At 67.2% G+C, this 18,311-nt stretch carries 19 protein-coding genes and 1 pseudogene; 4 read left to right on the forward strand and 16 right to left on the reverse strand.

Annotation, left to right across the window (positions count from 1 at the left end; translation table 11 throughout):
• Positions 1-25: 25 nt before the first annotated feature.
• Entirely contained in the window at positions 26-712 is a 687-nt protein-coding gene (locus tag A5658_RS01535) for a DUF5642 family protein (protein ID WP_067330205.1), read from the reverse strand.
• Between the two features lie 112 nt (positions 713-824).
• Between A5658_RS01535 and A5658_RS01540 the strand changes: the two genes are divergently transcribed.
• Positions 825-1,709 (forward strand): alpha/beta hydrolase family protein, encoded by an 885-nt coding sequence (locus tag A5658_RS01540; RefSeq protein ID WP_156751195.1) that lies wholly within the window; start codon positions 825-827, stop codon positions 1,707-1,709.
• 1 nt (position 1,710) lies between these two features.
• On the opposite strand, the gene A5658_RS01545 is transcribed toward A5658_RS01540, so the two are convergent.
• From A5658_RS01545 to A5658_RS01600, 12 genes are all read right to left on the reverse strand, one after another.
• Positions 1,711-3,825, reverse strand: coding sequence for a cation-translocating P-type ATPase (locus tag A5658_RS01545; RefSeq protein WP_067330211.1), 2,115 nt, complete (start codon positions 3,823-3,825; stop codon positions 1,711-1,713).
• The gene (locus A5658_RS01550; RefSeq protein WP_067330214.1) at positions 3,822-4,076 is read right to left on the reverse strand and encodes a hypothetical protein; all 255 of its coding nucleotides are present in this window, start codon (positions 4,074-4,076) and stop codon (positions 3,822-3,824) included. Before A5658_RS01550 ends, A5658_RS01545 begins: the two co-directional genes overlap by 4 nt.
• Positions 4,073-4,609: a DUF3093 domain-containing protein gene (locus A5658_RS01555; RefSeq protein WP_156751196.1), complete on the reverse strand. Its 537-nt coding sequence runs from the start codon at positions 4,607-4,609 to the stop codon at positions 4,073-4,075. The genes A5658_RS01550 and A5658_RS01555 overlap by 4 nt, the downstream gene beginning before the upstream one ends.
• Positions 4,610-4,672: 63 nt before the next feature.
• The gene (locus tag A5658_RS01560; protein WP_067330217.1) at positions 4,673-5,257 is read right to left on the reverse strand and encodes an LppA family lipoprotein; all 585 of its coding nucleotides are present in this window, start codon (positions 5,255-5,257) and stop codon (positions 4,673-4,675) included.
• A gap of 1 nt (position 5,258) precedes the next feature.
• Positions 5,259-7,034 carry an alpha/beta hydrolase gene (locus A5658_RS01565; protein ID WP_067330221.1) on the reverse strand — a complete coding sequence of 592 codons (1,776 nt, stop codon included), beginning with the start codon at positions 7,032-7,034 and terminating at the stop codon, positions 5,259-5,261.
• Positions 7,031-7,327: a WXG100 family type VII secretion target gene (locus A5658_RS01570; protein ID WP_067330224.1), complete on the reverse strand. Its 297-nt coding sequence runs from the start codon at positions 7,325-7,327 to the stop codon at positions 7,031-7,033. The genes A5658_RS01565 and A5658_RS01570 overlap by 4 nt, the downstream gene beginning before the upstream one ends.
• Positions 7,328-7,408: 81 nt before the next feature.
• The gene (locus A5658_RS01575; RefSeq protein WP_067330226.1) at positions 7,409-7,846 is read right to left on the reverse strand and encodes a hypothetical protein; all 438 of its coding nucleotides are present in this window, start codon (positions 7,844-7,846) and stop codon (positions 7,409-7,411) included.
• Complete coding sequence (hemB, locus tag A5658_RS01580; RefSeq protein ID WP_082992870.1) at positions 7,843-8,814, reverse strand: porphobilinogen synthase; 972 nt, start codon at positions 8,812-8,814, stop codon at positions 7,843-7,845. The genes A5658_RS01575 and hemB overlap by 4 nt, the downstream gene beginning before the upstream one ends.
• A gap of 2 nt (positions 8,815-8,816) precedes the next feature.
• Complete coding sequence (locus A5658_RS01585) at positions 8,817-10,472, reverse strand: bifunctional uroporphyrinogen-III C-methyltransferase/uroporphyrinogen-III synthase (RefSeq protein ID WP_067330234.1); 1,656 nt, start codon at positions 10,470-10,472, stop codon at positions 8,817-8,819.
• Between the two features lie 35 nt (positions 10,473-10,507).
• Positions 10,508-11,434 (reverse strand): hydroxymethylbilane synthase, encoded by a 927-nt coding sequence (gene hemC, locus A5658_RS01590; protein ID WP_067330237.1) that lies wholly within the window; start codon positions 11,432-11,434, stop codon positions 10,508-10,510.
• 13 nt (positions 11,435-11,447) lie between these two features.
• On the reverse strand, positions 11,448-12,791 hold the full coding sequence (locus A5658_RS01595; RefSeq protein WP_067330240.1) for a glutamyl-tRNA reductase: 1,344 nt from the start codon (positions 12,789-12,791) through the stop codon (positions 11,448-11,450).
• Positions 12,792-12,888: 97 nt separating this feature from the next.
• Positions 12,889-13,149: a glutaredoxin family protein gene (locus A5658_RS01600; protein ID WP_067330242.1), complete on the reverse strand. Its 261-nt coding sequence runs from the start codon at positions 13,147-13,149 to the stop codon at positions 12,889-12,891.
• A 118-nt stretch (positions 13,150-13,267) separates the two neighbouring features.
• On the opposite strand from A5658_RS01600, the gene A5658_RS27830 reads away from it, so the two are divergent.
• A complete protein-coding gene (locus tag A5658_RS27830; RefSeq protein WP_156751198.1) occupies positions 13,268-13,873 on the forward strand; it encodes a hypothetical protein in 606 nt (201 codons plus the stop codon).
• A 161-nt stretch (positions 13,874-14,034) separates the two neighbouring features.
• Here A5658_RS27830 and A5658_RS01605 read toward each other — a convergent pair whose 3' ends face one another.
• Positions 14,035-14,508, reverse strand: a complete 474-nt coding sequence (locus tag A5658_RS01605) for a hypothetical protein (RefSeq protein WP_156751199.1) — start codon at positions 14,506-14,508, stop codon at positions 14,035-14,037.
• A gap of 789 nt (positions 14,509-15,297) precedes the next feature.
• Here A5658_RS01605 and A5658_RS01610 point away from each other — a divergent pair.
• Both A5658_RS01610 and A5658_RS01615 read left to right on the forward strand, forming a co-directional pair.
• Positions 15,298-16,050, forward strand: a complete 753-nt coding sequence (locus A5658_RS01610) for a DUF5632 domain-containing protein (protein ID WP_082992871.1) — start codon at positions 15,298-15,300, stop codon at positions 16,048-16,050.
• A gap of 13 nt (positions 16,051-16,063) precedes the next feature.
• Positions 16,064-16,972 (forward strand): hypothetical protein, encoded by a 909-nt coding sequence (locus A5658_RS01615; RefSeq protein WP_231997171.1) that lies wholly within the window; start codon positions 16,064-16,066, stop codon positions 16,970-16,972.
• Positions 16,973-17,126: 154 nt separating this feature from the next.
• Here A5658_RS01615 and A5658_RS01620 read toward each other — a convergent pair whose 3' ends face one another.
• Positions 17,127-17,546 (reverse strand): hypothetical protein, encoded by a 420-nt coding sequence (locus A5658_RS01620; RefSeq protein WP_067330250.1) that lies wholly within the window; start codon positions 17,544-17,546, stop codon positions 17,127-17,129.
• Positions 17,543-18,311 (reverse strand): annotated as a pseudogene (locus tag A5658_RS28320) (hypothetical protein); the annotation flags it as partial. The pseudogene A5658_RS28320 and the gene A5658_RS01620, both read right to left, overlap by 4 nt.

Below are 18,311 nucleotides of genomic sequence, written 5' to 3' on the forward strand. Positions count from 1 at the left end.
CGCACTTTGTAGCAAGGGGGGTCGATCAGTGACCGCGGACAGCGACCACCGCCTGGTTCAGCAGGTCTTCGAGACGGGCCGGGTCGGCTTTGCCGCCGACGGCGATCTCGACCCGGTCGCTGAGCTCGGCACGAAAAGTGGTTTCGTCCTCCACCTTCGGCCCCTGCGGGGTCGTCAGGTTTATGTGCGTCTTGGTACCGGTGGTCTTCACCCCTGCGATCGGTGGACCGGGAATCCGATCGGCGGTGCCCTTCAACTTGTCAGGGACGGTGAACGTGACGCGATCACAGCCGGCAACCTCAGGGGGATCCGTGACGGGCGCCGGCGCCTCCACGGCCATGATCACTATCTCTTGCGGTTTGCGGACTGCCACACCTTGGACCTGGCTACCCGCGACGAGGTGCGTCGACTTCGATAGCAACGCGCCGCACTGCGGCGGGTCGTACACGAACTCTTTTCGCATACCGGCCAGGTGGTCAGCCTCGTCTTGATTGACGGTGGTGTGCGGAATCGGAGTGGCCTCATTCTCCGGCGGGAGTTTGAGCCCAACCTGGTCGATCCGGGATATGTCGAAGCCGCCGGGCAGCTCTGACGTCGAGGTCGATGACGAGCTCTGTGTCGCGGACTTGCCGCCTGATCCACATCCGGCAAGTCCGGAAGCGACGGTGGCGCCAAGTAACAGGGTGACAGCGGCTCGGTCCCAGGTGTTCATGGGCCGAGGCTAACAGTGAGACCTGGCAGGCAATCGGGGAAAGTTAACACCTTGATTACGGAAGGCCATCGATCCGGCGCGGACGGGTCCGCGGCGCTGCTCAGGCGGCAATATATGCCTCGTGCCTGACCTGTCACGCCGTGCTGCTCTGCGCCTCGGTGTCGGTGCCGTTGCGGGGGCGACGGGAATCTGGTCGTTCGGCGCCCTAGTCGACCCGACGCAGGTGCCGGCCGACCCGAGCCCCTTCGAGCCCGCGGCGCCGGTGTCCCCGCCACCACCCGTCGCCGCACCAACTCCGTTGCCGACCAAGGTTTCTGGCTCGTTCGTATCGGCCGCGCGCGGCGGCGTGCTGACCAACTACATCATCGCCCGGCCGCCCGGCATCACCGGCCCGCTGCGCCCGGTGATCGCGTTGCACGGCGTGCGCGGCAGCGCCAAACAGGTGATGAGCTTCGGCGTCGAGCAGGCGCTCGCCGAGTTGGTCAAGGCGGGCCGGCCACCGTTCGCGGTGGTCGCGGTCGACGGCGGCGACACCTACTGGCATCGGCGGGCCGGCGGCGAGGATGCGGGTTCGATGGTGCTCAACGAGCTGATCCCGATGCTGTCGACGATGAGCCTGGATATCACCCGGGTGGGTTTCATCGGTTGGTCGATGGGCGGCTACGGCGCGCTGCTGCTGGGCGCCCGGCTGGGTCCGGCGCGCACCGCCGGGATCTGCGCGGTCAGCCCGGCGCTGTATCAGTCCTACACCGCCAGCACACTCGGCGCGTTCGACAGCTACGACGACTGGACGCGCAACACGGTCTTCGGATTGCCTGCGCTGGCGTCGATTCCGCTGCGGATCGACTGCGGCAACGACGACCGCTTCGCGCCCGCCACCCACCAGTTCATCGGCCAACTCCACACGCCGCCCGCGGGCGGATTCACCCCCGGCGGACACGACGAGGCGTACTGGTGTCAGCAGCTGCCGGGCGAGCTCGCCTGGCTGGCGTCCTGATCTAGTCCTGAAACTGTTTGAGCCGCAGGCTGTTTGTCACCACCAGCAGCGACGAGCAGGCCATCGCCGCACCGGAGATCATCGGGTTGAGCCAACCCAGCGCCGCGAGCGGGATTGCCGCCGCGTTGTAGGCGAACGCCCAGAACAGGTTCATCCGGATCGTCCGCAGCGTGCGCGCCGACAGGCGCAGCGCGGTCGGCACGGTGTGCACCTCGGTGCGCATCAGCGTGAGATCGCCCGCGTCGATCGCGGCGTCGGCGCCGCCGCCCATCGCCATGCCGATATCGGCGACCGCCAATGCGACCGAGTCGTTGACGCCATCGCCGACCATGGCCACGGTTCGGCCGCGAGCCTGCAAATCCCTGACGGCGTCGGCCTTTTCGGTGGGCAGCAGCCCGGCGATCACGTTGCCGGGCGCGATGCCGAGCTGCTCTGCGACGTGTCGGGCCACCGTCGCGCTGTCGCCGGTGAGCAGCATCGGGGTGATGCCCATCGCGGTCAGTTCGGCGATCGCCGCGGCGCTGTCGGGCTTGACCTGATCGGCCAGCGTGATCACGCCACGCACCTGCCCGCCCCACGTCACCTGCACCGCCGTCTGCCGGGCCGGTGCCAGCAGGTCGACGCCGGCCAGCGACCCGGCCCGCGACACCGCGACCTCGACGCCGTCGACCACGCCGACCACTCCGACACCGGGGCCGCTGACGAATTGACTTGGGCCGCTGCCGATCTCGAGCCCGCGCTGGCGGGCGGCCGCGACGATCGCCGTGGCCACCGGATGCTCGGACGCCGACTCGACCGCGGCCGCGCGGGCCAGCACCAGGTCGGCGTCTTCACCAGCCCGGGCGTCGACGTCGTGGACGGTCATGACGCCGGTGGTCAGGGTTCCGGTCTTGTCGAAGACGACGGTGTCGACGCCCTCGATGGTTTCCAACAGCTTCGGGTCTTTGATCAAGATGCCCAGCTGAGCGCCGCGGCCGGTGCCGACCAGAATCGCGGTCGGGGTGGCCAGCCCGAGCGCGCACGGGCAGGCGACGACCAACACCGCGACGGCCGCGGTGAACGCCGACGCCGCCGGCTGTCCGGTCAGCAGCCAGCCCGCCATCGTCACCGCCGCGATCAGCAGCACGGCCGGGACGAAGATCGCCGCGACCCGGTCGGCCATCCGCTGGACGGGGGCCTTGCCGTTCTGAGCGTCGCTGACCAGCTTGGCCATTCGGGCCAGCTGAGTGTCGGCGCCCACCCTGACCGCGCGCACCAGCAGCCGGCCGTGGGTGTTCAGCGAACCACCGACCACGGTGTCGCCCGTCGTCACGTCGACCGGTACCGGCTCGCCCGTCATCGCCGAGGTGTCCAAAGCCGTTGCGCCGTCGACGATTACACCATCGGCGGCGACCCGCTCCCCCGGTCGCACCACCACGACGTCGCCGACCTGGAGCTGCGCGACCGGCACCCGAACCTCGTTGCCGTCCCGCAGCACCGCCGCGTCCTTGGCACCCAGGCTCAACAGCGAGCGCAGCGCCGCTCCCGAGGCGCGCTTGGCGCGCGCCTCGGCGTAGTGACCGGCCAGCTGAAACACCGTGACCGCGGCGGCGACTTCGAAGTAGATCGGGCCCGCTCCGCGCAGGACCGCGGCGGTCGACCAGAGGTAGGCGGCGAGCGTCCCCAACGAGACCAGGGTGTCCATCGTCGACGTGCGATGCCGAAGGCCGAGCAGCGCCGCGTGGTGGAACGGATAGCCGCCCCACGCGACCACGGGCGTTGTCAGCGCCAGCGTCAACCACTGCCAGCCGGTGAACTGCCACCCCATCACCATCGACACGGCGACAACGGGGATCGCCAGCAGCGTGGATCCGATCAGCCGAGGGCGCAGCTCGTCGTGCGGGGCGTCGCCGGACGGCCCGAACGGGTCGACGACCACCGAAGCCTGATAACCCGTCGACTCGACCGCGCGGATCAGGTCACCCGCAGAGACGGCGGGCTCGTGCTGGACGTGGGCCCGTTCGAGCGCAAAATTCACCGCGGCTCGCACGCCGTCGAGCCGGTTCAGCGCGCCTTCGATGCGGACGGCACAGGACCCGCAGCTCATGCCGCGCAGGTCGAGATCGGTGGTGGTCATGCCAGTGCGGCGCGGCCGGTTCGCCGCAGTCGGGCGACGCCGACCACCGCCAGCATCCCGGCGGCCGCCGCGAGCAGCAGGGTCAGTAGCAGCATCGACGGGTCGTACACGACTGACGTGGTGGCCGGCTGGTCCTTGAGTACGGGCGCGACCTCCACGGTGGTGCGCACCGCCGACCAGCTCGCTGCGCAACCCGCCACCGCGGCGCAGGCCAACAGCAGCTCGACGACCGCACGGAAACGTGCCATCACCAGCGTGAATTCTCGTCAGTGCCGTCTGGCGGCTCGTAGGGCCCGACCCGCTCTTCGACCAGCGGGGTGAGCGCATTGCGCAGGTGACGGTGTCGCCGCGCCCAGGCCTGGGCGGTGCGGCCGCCGGTGAGCCGCAGCCCGATGCCGGTGCGGCCCTTGGGCACCCCAACCAGCTCGCCGAGCGCGCGGGCGGACTGCCAGCGTTCCACGTCCTTCGGCTGCGTCAGCGGGCTGCCCGGTTCGGGGTACACCTTGACGATTTCGGACACCCTGATCGTCTCGGTGCCTTGGCGCAGCGTCTGCGGGGTCAGCACCACCGAGGTGTGGATGCGCGCCGCTTTGACTTGCAGCGCAATGAAACTCGTCATCACCACCAGGAAGAACGCCGGGATCGAGATTTGCCACCCCATGCCATTGGATTTCTCGATCCACAGCATGATCCCGGCCGAGATCGGGCCGGCCAGCACCCAGTACCAGCTGGCGCCGACCTCCCGGAAGATCGGCGCTGCCTCGGTGTCGGTGTCGGCAGTCACGCCCTTCATCATCCCTTGCCGGATCGGTGGCCGAACCACCTGGGGTCTTCACCGCCCGCGGTGCTACGGCGTGGGCGTCGGGGGGGTGTCCCAGGGGCCGGGGCCCGGCGCCGCGTGGTGGCATCCCGTCTGGCCCTCGACCGTCATCAGCGGAGGCACCGGGGTGGTCGGGGTGCCGATGGTGAGCCGCAGGCTCCCGTGCTCACGCGGCAGCTGCCCACTCACCGATTGACCTCTCGTCACGTCGATCTTCTCGGCGTGGTGGGCCCGCAGGACGTCGGCGGCCGCCGCGACCACGGCCTCCCGGTCGGCGGGCGACGACGGCGCGGGCGTGTCGTAGTGCGGAATCTGATAGACGGCGCCGCTGAGGAAGGTGAACGGCGCGTCGCAGCCGGCCTGCCCGCCGTGGGTGACCGCCGACCACCGGGCCTGCGGATAGGCCCGCTGCACGGCATCCCGCATTTTCGCGGCGACCGCGATCAGGTCGTTGGCGGCATCCTGCAGCGAATCGCGTTGGCCGAGTTGGTTTTCCAGTGGTGTGGCGGATGGCTGGCCCGGACGCGGCCACGGGTAGGGGTCGTAGTGGCAGCCCGACAGCAACGCCGCGGCAACGACGGTGGTCGCCGCGAGCGACCGGCCAGACGTCATCTCAGTTTCCCGTCTTGGTCGCATTCGGCACATCCGACAACACTGCCGCCAAGTTATATCCCGACATCCGCAGCGCGCCATCGACGGCGCGCGGGTAGTCGGCGTGCACGTCGGCGGCCGCGCGGCTGATGCCCAGGATCGGGTCGACGCCGGCCCCGGTCGACAGCGGGATGATGCCGGCGACCTGGTTGGGGGTGTTGCCGAACCATTGGTCGTTGACGCCGCTGCCGCCCAGCACGTCGACCAGGCCCAGCACGCCGAGCGGCATCAGCGGCGGCGCCGCGAGCGCGGGGAGCAGCGCCTGGCCGATCTCGGGGGCCTTTTGGACCAGCGCGATCGGATCGTGAGCCGCCTGCTCGAAGAACGCTTGCCCGCCCGGCGTCAGGTGCAGGTCACCGACGTTGTTGAGCTCCAGCCCGGGCGAGCCGTAGAAGACGACGTCGTGGACGTGGCTGTCGCCCTGCTGCAGCGCCAGGCTGGTGACCAGCGAGCCGTAGGAGTGGCCGAACGCGGTGATCTCCTGCTCCGGGTTCTGGCTGGTCGCCGCCAGCCCCTGCCAGAAGCTGTTGAGATGCGGTGCGGCCGCCTTGGCGCCGCCGTCGCCGAGGACGCTGAGGTCGGTCATCGACGCGGGCGGTTCGTAGCCCACCCAGGCGACGGTGGCCACCGAGTTCGGGTTGAGATCGCCTGTCTGCCTGAGGATGTCGGACGTCGTGTGTCGCAAGTTGGTGGCCTCGTCGACCATGCCGGGCAGACTGGTGGCGTTGGTCCCTACCCCGCCGGTCGTGACGCCCAGGTGGGCGGCGTGCTCGACGTCGCCGATGCCGATGGCGCCCAGCACGTGGTTCGGGTTGGAGGTGGTGTCGAGCATGATCAGGCTGCGACGGTCGGCGGGATCGATCGCGCGCGGAGTCCCGTTCGCGTTGGTCGGGTAGAGCGTGCTCTGGATGGCGAGCAGGTCGTTGTAGCGGGTCTGCGCTTTGACGAGCGCTTGCGCGTTGGCGAATCCGGTCCCGTTGGTGGAATGCAGAGCGTCGTCGTGCGCCTGGTCGAGGGTGTGCTTCGCGACGCCGAGTTCGTGCGGGAGTCGGATGCGGTTGCCCGCGTCGCGAATCTCGGGCGGGATGCCGTCGCGGTCGAGCGCGGCCGGGTCATTGGTCAGGTAGTCGGTCTGCTGCTGCGGAGTCAGCCCGTCCCACCACTTCTTGACGTCGGTCGGCTTGGCCGAATTGTCCGGGGGCTTGGGCAGATTCGGCGTCGGGCCGCTTGGCGCCGGTCCGGTCGCGGCGCCGTCGGCGGTTTTGATGGCGGTCGCCAGGTCGCGGTCGACGCCGTCGGCGTCGGCGACCAGCTGCCGAATCCGGCTCTCGACGTCCACCTTGACCAGGTCCTGCTGCTTTTTCATCTCGACGGTCATCACGGTGACCTTGGACGTGACGGCACCGGTCTGCTCGTTGACGCTCAGTTGCGCCGCGCTGGCCTCGGCCTTGATCGCCGACAGCCGGTATTTCAGGTCGGCGACTTCGGCCGACGCCTTCTGCGCGGCGGCCGCAACCCGCTTGCACTCCTCGGCGTGGTCGGTGAGCGTGACCTTGATGCGGTTGGCCGACTCGCGGGCCGCTTCGGCCGTCTCGCCGTGCCAGTTGACGAACGTCAGCAGGTCGCCGACGGTGTTGCCGGTGGTCTCCGCTCCTTCGGCCCGTAGCGTCGCCGCCGAGAACACCTGCTCGATCGCGGCTTCGTCCCACGCCTCGATGTCGGCCAGCGACAGCGTCATCGACCGAGTTTCAACCGTTGCGCGTCGTGTTTGTCCATCTCGGAGAACGTCGTCGCCGCGGCGTCCAGGCCGCCGTGGTGGTCGTTGAGCATCCGGTGGTGGTCGCTGGCGTGCGATTGCCAGCGATCCAGCAGCCCGGACAGCGCCGCGCCCGAGGAGCCGACCCAGCCGGCCTCGGCGTCCCAGCCCTGCGATTGCGTCGACGCGTAGGTGCCGGCCAATTCTTCGTGCTGGTCGCGCCCCACCGTCGCGGCGTGGAAGACCTCTTCAGGCTTGATGCTGAGGTTGTCCACAGCCACCCCCGTTGCCGACTCGACTGATTCGCCGAAATCGTATATCGGACCGGATGGGGTGACACTTCACCTTTTTCGGGCTCACCTGGTCAAGTAGTTGTGCGCGTCGCTGCGATGCAACAGGAACATGCCACCGGCGATCAGCACCGATCCGGTGATGCCCGCTGCACCGCACGTGAACGCGTACACCGGCGGCCAGGTCGCGGTGAACAGCCGGATGCCGACATAGACGACGGTGGCTATCGCCCCGCCCGTCAATGTCGTTCGGGCCCAGCGATATCCGGCTCGCATGAGGATCAGGAAGGTCACGACGATCGCGCACAGCACCGCGGTGAACAAGCCGGACGCCACGAGCAACGGCGTGGCGGTGTGGCCGTTCGACGAGCCGATGACGTCGGCGGCGTAGCCGATCACCATCAGCGGGAGCGCGACCAGCCAGAGCCAGAAGCCGGTATCGACGTCGACCGGCCGGTTCGGCGGCTGCTGGGGCAGCGGGGCCGGCGGGACGGGACCCGTCACGACAACCAGTTCGCCGCGCCGGCGGCCCAGTAGGTGAGCACGATGTCGGCGCCGGCGCGCCGGATGCTGGTCAACGATTCGAGCGCGGCGGCGCGCTCCTCGATCCAGCCGTTGGCGGCGGCCGCGGCGATCATCGCGTACTCGCCCGACACCTGATACGCGGCGACGGGCACCGGGGAGATCTCGGCGGCGGCCCTGACGACGTCCAGGTAGCTCATCGCGGGCTTGACCATGATGATGTCGGCGCCCTCGTCGAGGTCGAGCCGTACTTCGCGCAGCGCCTCGCGGGCGTTGCCCGGCTCCTGCTGATAGGTGCGCCGGTCGCCAATCAGGCTGGAGCTCACCGCTTCCCGGAACGGGCCGTAGAACGCCGACGCGAACTTGGCCGCGTATGCCAGGATGATGACGTCGGTGTGGCCGGCGGCGTCCAGGCCGTCGCGGATGGCCGCCACCTGGCCGTCCATCATACCGCTGGGTCCGACGACGTGAGCGCCCGAATTCGCTTGTGCGACAGCAAGTTCGACGTAGCGCTTGAGCGTGGCATCGTTGTCGACCCGGCCGCGCTCGTCGAGCACACCGCAGTGGCCGTGGTTGGTGAACTCGTCCAGGCACGTGTCGGCCATCAACACCGTCGAGTCGCCGAGGTCCTTGCTCAGGTCACGCAGCGCGACGTTGAGGATGCCGTCGGGATCCGAACCCGCCGACCCGGTGGGGTCCTTGTCCTCGGCGCGCGGCACCCCGAACAGCATCAGCCCGCCCACCCCGGCGGCCACCGCGTCGGTCGCGGCCGCGCGCAGCGAGTCGCGGGTGTGTTGCACGACGCCCGGCATGGAGGCAATCGGGGCCGGCTCGTCGATCCCGTCGCCGACGAACATCGGCAACACCAGATGCCTTGGCTCCAGCGAGGTTTGCGCGACCAGCCGGCGCATGGCCGGGGTCGACCGGAGCCGACGCGGACGCTGCCGCACAGTTAGCGCCTGCGGCTCTTCTTACGCGGCGGCGGCAGCGCACCCTCGGCGCGCAGCCGGGCGGCGTGCTCGGCCAGCGCCTCGATCAGCGGGCCGACCGCGGCGGTCTCGGGCTGCACGTCGACGCGCAGGCCGAATTCGGCTGCGGTTTCAGCGGTTTTCGGCCCGATGCAGGCGACGATCGTGCGGGCGTGCGGCTTACCGGCGATGCCGACCAGGTTGCGCACCGTCGAGCTGGAGGTGAAGCAGACCGCGTCGAAACCACCGGTCTTGATCATCTCGCGGGTGGCAGCCGGCGGCGGGGCTGCCCGCACGGTCCGGTAGGCGGTGACGTCTTCGATCTCCCAGCCACGCTCACGCAGACCCTCGGCCAGCGTCTCGGTGGCGATGTCGGCGCGCGGCAGCAGCACCCGGTTCACCGGGTCGAAAATGCTGTCGTAGTCCGGGAATTCGTCCAGCAGACCCAGTGACGACTGCTCGCCGGAGGGCACCAACTCGGGGCTGATCCCGAACGCGCGGACCCGGTCGGCGGTCGATTCGCCGACGCAGGCGATCTTCACGCCGGAGAACGCGCGGGCGTCCAGACCGAACTCGCCGAACTTCTCCCACACCGCGCGGACCGCGTTGGTGGAGGTGAACACCACCCACTGGTAACGCCCGTCGACCAGACCCTTGACCGCGCGCTCCATCTGCGCGGGGCTGCGCGGCGGCTCGACGGCGATGGTCGGCACCTCGATCGGCAGCGCGCCGTGCGCGGTCAACCGCTCGCTCATCTCGCCGGCCTGATCCTTGGTCCGCGGCACCAGCACGGTCCAGCCGTAGAGTGCGCGGCTTTCCCACCAGTTCAGCTTGGCCCGGTTGGCGACCGTCTTGCCGATGGTGACGATCACCGGTGACGGCGCGGCGCCGTCGGCGGCGAGCAGCAGCGTCGAATCGGTGAGCCCGCCCAGTGTCGACTCCACGGACCGCTGCTGACAGGTGGTGCCCGACGAGGTGACCACGCAGGGCGTGGTGTCGGCTAGGCCGTACTCGATCAGCGTCCGTGCCGCGTCGGCCACGTGCGAGGAGGTGGCCTGCAGGATCAGCGGACCCGGCCCGGCGGCCAGAGCGCCCCAGTCGACGTTGGGGTCGCGGACGTCGGCGACGGTGTGCGACGAGCCAAGCGGCAGACCGGCGTAGGTCGGCACCGCGTCGCTGGCGGCCAGGCCCGGCACGATCTCGAAGTGCAGGTGGCTGCGGGCCACGCTGTTCACCTCGGTGATCACCGAGTCCACCGACAGCGGATCACCGGAGACCAGGCGCACCACGTCGGCTCCCGTGCGGGCTTCGGCAACCAGCGTCTTGGCCACCTCGGCCGGATCCCCCAGAGCGGGCCGGACGTCGGGACCCACCGACACCACCGCAGCGGGTTGATCGGTTGTCTCGGCGCCCTCGGCGTTTCCGTTGTCCGACGGCTCAGCCGGCGCGGGCCCAGACACTGGCGGCAAGTCCTTGCCGATCAACGCCAGTACCGGCTCGGGCACGTCGGGGTCAACGAACACCAGGGGGGCATTGGCCAGCACCGCCGCGGCGCGCGTCGTCAGCAGGGCTGGGTCGCCTGGACCCGAGCCCACGAACATGATGCGGCCGGGCCTCGGCTTGCGCCCTCGCGTCGTCATCGTCGCTCCTACCTACTTCGTCTGGCGCGCTTGGCTTACCGCGCGCTCGACATGACTTCCCGTGCACCCAAGTCGAACAGCTCGGCGGCCACCGAGAGCCCAAGCTCCCGTGCCCGATCCGGACTGCCGATCCCGGACGCGCGGATCACATCGGATCCGTCCAGCGCCGCCACACAGCTGCGCAGCGACAGCTCCTCGAAGATGTGGCCGTCCTCGTCGATGGACTCGACCACTTCCGCGATCGCCCCCACCGGCGCGGAACAACCCGCCTCCAGTTCGGCGAGCAGGGCACGCTCGGCGGTGACGGCCGCGCGGGCGTCGGCGTCGTCCAGCTCTGCCAGCAGTGTCGCGAGCCGGGAATCCCCAGCTCGGCACTCAACGGCGAGAGCTCCTTGCGCCGGCGCCGGCAACATCTGCACCGGCTCCAGCGTCTCGGTGACGGCGTCGAGACGTCCCAGCCGGGTCAGACCCGCCCGGGCAACCACGATCGCGTCCAGATCACCACTGCTTACCCTGTTCAACCTGGTGTCTAGGTTGCCTCGTAGGGGGCGAATTTCCAAACCGAGACCCAGTGCTCTAAGCTGCGCCGCCCTGCGGGGCGACGAAGTGCCCACGATTGCGCCGTTCGGCAGCTCTCCCAGCACCAATCCGTCCCGGGCCACCAGCGCATCGCGCGGGTCTTCGCGCGGCGGGATCGCGGCGATCACGAACCGTTCATCTGGCGCGGTCGGCAGGTCCTTATACGAATGCACCGCCATGTCGACCTCGCCGGCGGCGATTGCTTCCCGCAGCGCCGCGGTGAAAACCCCGACGCCGATGTCGGCGATCGGCCCCTGGGACCGGTCGCCCTCGGTGCTGATGACGACCAGCTCGGCCTGGTGACCGTTGGCTTTGAGCGCATCGCGGATTGCACCGGCCTGGGTGGTGGCCAGCAAGCTGCCACGGGTACCTATCCGGATCACGTCGGGCAAGCGGCTACTCAGCTGAATCTGTTGAGGCGGTTGGTAATTCGCCGATATTCGCGACGGCGTCGACGGCGGTCTGGTCGAGCTCGAACAGCTCTCGCAGCGCCTCGGCGTAGCTGTCCCCGCCGGGGGCGCTGGCCAGTTGCTTGATCCGCACGGTGGGCGCGTGCAGCAGCTTGTCGACGACGCGGCGCACCGTGCGGGCCACCTCGTCTTTCTGGGCGGCCTCGAGGCCGGGGAGGCGGTTGTCGAGGCGCAGCAGTTCGGCTTCGACGACGTCGGCGGCGCGCTGGCGCAGTGCGGTCACGGTCGGGGTGACTTCGGCCATCCGCTGGCCGGCCAGGTAGGTGGCGACCTCGGCGGCGACCATGTGGCGGGCGGCTTCGGCGTCGGCCGCGGCGGCTTTGGCGGACGGTTCGCGCTGGATGCGGTCCATGTCGACCACCCACACGCCGGGCAGCCCTGACACCGCCGGGTCGACGTCGCGGGGCATACCGAGGTCGCAGATCACCAGCGGTTGATCGTCGCGGCGGCTGGCGGCCAGCGCGTTGTGCACGTCGGCCAAGGAGACGACGGGGCGGACGGCGCCGGTGCAGCTGACCACGACGTCGGCGTCGGCCAGCGCGGCGGGCAGCTTCTCCAGGCTCAATGCCTCAGCGGGCGTGCCGGATTCGCGGATCTTGCGGGCCAGTCGTTGCGCGCGGGGCAGCGAGCGGTTGACGACGTGGACATGACCGACGCCGGCCCGGGTCAGGTGGCCCACCGACAGGCCGCCCATCGCGCCAGCGCCGACGACGACGGCGGTCTTGCCTTGCAGGCCATTGATTTTGGCGTCGGCCATGCCGAGCGCAACGGAGACGACCGATGCACCCGCGGCGTCGATCCCGGTTTCGGAGTGCACCCGCTTGCCGACCGCCAGCGCGCGCTGGGCCAGCTCGTGCAGGATGCGGCCGACGGTGCGGTTGGCCTCGGCGGCGGCGTAGGCGCGGCGGACCTGGCCGAGCACCTGCTGCTCACCGACGACGGCCGAATCCAGGCCGCTGGCCACGGCGAACAGATGCTCGACGGCGGCCTCGCTATAGCGGACGTAGGCGTATTTGGTGAGGTCGGGCACAGTCATGCCGGAGTGGTCGGCGAGCACCTGACCGATGGCCGACAGGCCGCCGTGGAAGGCGTCGACGACGGCGTAGACCTCGACGCGGTTGCACGTGGACAGCACCATGGCCTCGGTCACCAGCGGCGACTGCATGAGGCGGTCGACGAGCTTGATTTGCTCGGCCTCGTCAGTGCTGAGCTGCTCCAGGACGGAGACCGGCGCGCTGCGGTGCGACACACCGAAGAGCAGGACGCTCACGGCTGAATCACCTGGCCTGCTCCCTTGCTAACACCGGTGAATTGACTGCTGTCCACCGTAGACGCTTACCTGATGGGCCACCAAATTTACGGGGAAGTCATCCGCCGGCCAGATCCTTGCGCAGTCGCGGCTCGTCGAGTTCCCAGTAGCTGTGTTCGCGGCCGTCGAGCAGGACGACAGGCAGCCGGTCGCCGAATTCGGCCCTGAGCTTCGTGTCGCCTTTCTGGGCCTCGATGTCGACGTCGGTGGCGGTGAGGTCGAAGTCGAGTTCTGCGGCGAGCTGCTTGAGTTGCGCGTGGACGCCGTCGCAGATCGTGCAGCCGGCGCGGGTCAACAGCTGGACTTGGCGGCGACTCATGGGCTCAGTGTGTCAGGGCGGGTGGCGCGATGAAAAACGGCGAAATGCGAATTCGCTGACGAGGTTCGGCGGCCAAAAGCTGAATACCGGAATCGTTGATCGGCGATAACATCGCACTATGTCGGAACATCCGCCAAGCGGACCTACGCACGGGCACGGAACCAGTGGGTTTCCGTCTGCGCCGACCGGGTTTCAGTCGGGGCCGCCGGCGTGGCAGCCCACGCCGCCCAAGGAACAATCGCGCGGGCTGACCTATGTCGCGCTCGCGATCGCTTTGATCGCGACCGTTCTGGCGGTCGTGGGATGGTTCCGGCCGACTCCGCCGCCTCCGCCTCAGACGCATCCCTCAACGCCGACGTACACCGAGCAGCAGATCGCGGATGCTAAGGCTCGGGCGTGTGCGGCGGTCGACCTAGTGCATAAAGGCGTAGCGCTGCAATCTGGCGCGAATAAGACCGGCGGGGTGAACGCCGACCCAGCTATAGCTGAAGCGCAGGCGGCCAATGCGCGCCTATCGATAATTAGCGGCAGTTGGTACTTGCGGGATCAACTTGATCCCGCAACGCCTCAACCGATTGCCGATATGGTTCGGCACTTGTCCGACATCATGCTCGATATGGGGGCGAACTATTTGGCGGGAGCGAGGGATGCTGATCCATCGCAATCCGCCCTTCTTGGTGATGGTGATTCGACGTTCGCGCACGCGCTGGAGTCGTGCAAATAGTGGCAGCGAGCACCGGCGACCCGTGGTTCCAGCTGATGGTGGGCCATTGGTGGACTCCGCCAATAGACTTAGGCGTGGTGGGCACTGCAGCGACCAGGCGCCAGATGACGTCGAGCAGTTGGCAGATGTTTTCCGACCAACTACATCAGCAACTATCAGGATCACTGAGTCCCGATACTCAAAAAGGCATCACGGCCGAGAACCTTCGCGAGACTTTTAAGTGGGGAGCGGATCAGGCCGACGGCGTTGCCAAGACGAACTCTGTCATCAGCCAATCTCATAGTTCTGCGCACCAGTGCGCAAGCGAACTGAACTCCCGTCTGGAAACCATTGCTAGCGAAGGAAAATCGGAGATCAATCAAATCCAGGCATCGAAAGACCTGCCGCCCATCAAGTTGGGCAAGATTGTGGACGTGGTGATGCAGCGTCAGCAGGAGGCAAATAGTGCCGCCGCACCTAGCACCCAGAATGTCTTCGAGGCGATGCAGAATATCCTCGACCAGCGTGGAATTCCAATGAGCGCTCGCCAATTTGCGCAACAACATGGCATCGACACCACACGCATGCTTGGCTCCCCCAACAAACAGACCGTCACTGAGCAGGTTAAAGGCCTTCTCGGCGAAGGCGGTCCTCAAGGTGTACCACCTCCCAAGGACCCACCTCATACCTTCGGACCTAATGCGGGCGGGCCTCCCGCTACCGAATTGGGATCGCCGACAGAGGATTCGCCGCACACGTTCGGGCCGCAATCGCAAGGCCCACCACCGCCTCTCGCAGCTCCCGCTGGTCTCGGAGGACAAACATTTGGCCCTAAGTCCGAAGGTCCAGTTCCTGCTGGCCTTTCCGCGCCCCGCGGGGCGCTCCCTCCCACCGGACCAATGACCGGCATCCCCTCAGCGGGCCCCACCTTGCCGACGACCGGCTTGTCAAACGGCCTGCCTACCAACGCCTTTAGCCCCTCGGCCATGGGCTCCGTCCCCCAGCCCAACGCTTTGATGCAGGGGTTGAACCCAGCGCTAGGTCAAGGCACTCCGATGTCTGGCGCACTCAACAACATGCCGCCAGTGACAAGTCCGGTGCAGCCTCAAATACCTGCTCAAGCGATATCCGACCCGGCATCGACTATGCCTTCGGCAGCGCACGCGCCCGCGTTCGACGCACCCGCGCCGCCGCCGGCCCCGCCGGCCACTAGCACACCTGCCCCTGTAATGGATTCGGGTGCAACATATTTGGCTAGCCCCGCAGCTGCTCAGTCAGCTGCGGCACCGCCCGTTGGGCCGCTGCCAAGCTATGGCTCGGACATCCGACCGCCCACGCCAATCGCATCAACACCGACGGCGCCGGCCAGCCCCATCACGACACCATCCGGCCCGTCTACCTACTCCCCCACGTCGGCGCCGGTTAACCCCTCCGCTGGAAGCGGGTTGTCGCAGCCGGCGGTCATCCGCCAACCAACAAGCGCAGCGGCCGGACACCCGGCGCCGGCCAGCATCGGCGAGCAGGCCGTCGCAGTGACCGCCGGCGGAGCAGCGGCTGGCGCCGCATCCGCGCAGGCCACCGCGAAAGCCCGCCTTCAGCGGCTCGTGGACTTCGTCGCTCGCCAGGAACCGCGGCTACGGTGGGTCGCCGGGGACCGCGCCGATGGAACCACGCTGCTGATGACCGACCTTGCCAGCGGCTGGATTCCGCCGGGCATAAAGATTCCATCCGTCGTCACGCTGCTCGAACCCGGCGACCGTCGCGGCGACATCGAAGCACTGCTCGGCCAGGTGGAGACCTCGGCCAGCTATACCCCGCTGCACTATCTCCCGGAGCCAGATGACGAAGCGGAGCCCATACCAACGTCGTTGCGGCCCAGGCGCGTTCCCGCTGTCGACGATCTGGGCTGGGAGCTGAGCCAGGCCACCAATTATCGCGACGGGCTGCCGCAAATGGCGCACACCATCGCCCAAGCCGCGTTCGCCAACACTGGTCTGATCGAAGTCGAAATTCAGCTTCTTGACGAGCATCTCACCAAGGTCCGTGAGAAAGTGATCGGTTCTTATCCCGACGACGTGGACGCCGCGGCGGTATCGAACTGGCAGCTATTGGCCGCTATCGACGCCTTGGCCGCAAAAGATCCGACCGGCGCCAACTACCACTTCGCCTGGTTCCAGGCACTGAATCGCGTGCCCTAGGAAGAGGATTCGAATGGACCCGCAGCAGTTGCAGATCGTTCTCAGCCAGCTCGCCCAGGCGTATGGCATGCCACCACCGCCGCCGTTGACGCCCGATCAAATCGCGTCGGGAAGCTCGCTCATGAGCCAGCTGCTCGCCACGCTCGGTCTTGCCGGCAACTCCGGTGATCCCGCCGATCTGGCCGCCGCCCAAGCCCAGCACGCACAGCGAGGCCAGCAGACCGGCGACGCATTGACGAAATTCCCTGCAAATGAACAAGATTCGAGCAAGCAGCTCGAATCACTCATGGGCACCATGCAACAGATGCCGCAACAGGTCATGCAGACCTTCAGCGGACTCTTCAGCGGCTTGTCTCAACCGCTCAACCAAGCCATGCAACAGGTCTCGCAAATCAGCTCACAACTGACGAGCACGCTTGGCAAGGCCGGTCAAGGCGCGGGGCTTGCATCGGTGCCCGCCGACGCGCTCGGCGGCGCACTGGGTGCGGGCGGCGCAGGACTTGGGGCAGGAGGAGCCGGGGCGGGACTGGCCGGTGCTACGACTCCGGCGGGAACCCTTGGGCCACCGCCGACTCCGTCGGCCGGAACGGTCCCTACCTCCTCACAAATGCCTGTTGCACCCCCAGCCGCACCCGACTCCGCTGCAGGAGCGCGCGGCACGATGGGCGGCGGAATGCCGATGATGCCACCGGGTGCAGCGCACGGCGCCGCAGGTGGAAGTGACAGCAAGGCCGAGACCAAGCGCGTCGTTCCGCCGACCGTGAAGAACGGTGCACCGGTACAAGGTCGCATCGCGACGCCGCAGGCCGCGCCTGAAGTGGTGAAACGTATTGCCGGCAAGCCTGTGGCCAGCCGGCGGCTCCTCGTCCCCGAAGATAAACGCGACGACGAAGCAGACGAAAAGACTGGCAAACAGCCGTAATACAGCCGATCACTCCTATTGCGGCTGATCGTCGCTTACACCCGACGGCGCAGGCTTGCTTACCCGAAGACCAACAATCTTCTGCACCAAATCCGAGAATTCGTCTGGCACAGTCAGCCTATCCTTCACTGGCAGAGCCGCTGAAGACGACGAATCAATCTGGCGACCCGTACTTTTCGAGAATCCCCGTGTGTGCCGCCTCATAGTGCTTAGCGATGCGATCTCGCAACCAGTCTAATCGGTTATCGTAAGACTGCATTTCTGCTATAGCTAGCTTTAGCCTCTCCTTCGGAGGAATGTCCGGCTTCTTTGAGAAGTGGTTGATGAAATGCCATTTCTTACTATCCAAGCCAAATTCGTTTGATGCGTCTAGGGGCGCGATCATGCAGTTGATTTCACCTTCACGACGATAGTAATAGATCTGCAGCTTGCAGTCACGTGAGCGATAATAAATAATGTTGCGTTCAAGCCCGCCTTTGTCCGGACTATCGTCGATCTCGTCGACAGCAAAGCCTATTTTTTCTAGCAACGGTCCAATCCTTGATTCGACATCAGCAACAAAATCAGACGTCATTTTGGTTCGCCTCCCACATATATCCAAGAGTCACCAACGCGTTCATATCCGTATGTTCCCGCAACATCGTTCAGATAATTAACCTCGAATGAGGAATAGGTTCCGAGACGCTCTTCCGCCATGTCTTCAAGAGACTCGTACATGCTGTGGTCGAGCAGGTAGTCGATACGATCGACGTGGTTTTCCATGTGGGTGCGAAGAAATTGTTCGTTGACCGGCCACACGAGAGCCTGCTCGGTCTGCTTGTCTAAACCTTCTGCGAGAGCCCTCCACGTCGGGTCGCCGGTATCGAAGAAGATTCCACCCTGTCCTCTTGCGTCACCGATATACCCGCTGTCTTGCCCATCCCATTTACCCAACACCACCCGATCAGGATTATCACCATAATAGTGAGTCACCATGTCAGAAAGGGTGTGAGTAAGGCTCGCTCTGGGCTCTCCGTTAATGAAGGATGAATATAGATCCTGTGCCGCCGATTCCGCCCACGGATGGTAGGTAGTGGGGTTTTCAAGGCCTATGGGCAGGTTCGGAGGGTGCGTCAGACCGGCGTATGCATTGATTTCGCCCATTTCACCAATGCCGGCCGCCTCGGGCCCGAACATCATCGCGGGCGCGGAAAGGGCGCCGTCGGCGGCTTTTTCCCCGAGGTAGTAGGACGGGTTGTCGGTGAAGCTTTTGACTTCGCCGGCGGCGTCGGCGATGGGGGCGACCGGGCCCAGCGTGAGGTACTCCTCGGCCTTTCCGGCTAGACCCTTGGCCATGCCA

Source organism: Mycobacterium sp. 1245111.1 (assembly GCF_001673405.1).
Classification (GTDB): Bacteria; Actinomycetota; Actinomycetes; order Mycobacteriales; family Mycobacteriaceae; genus Mycobacterium.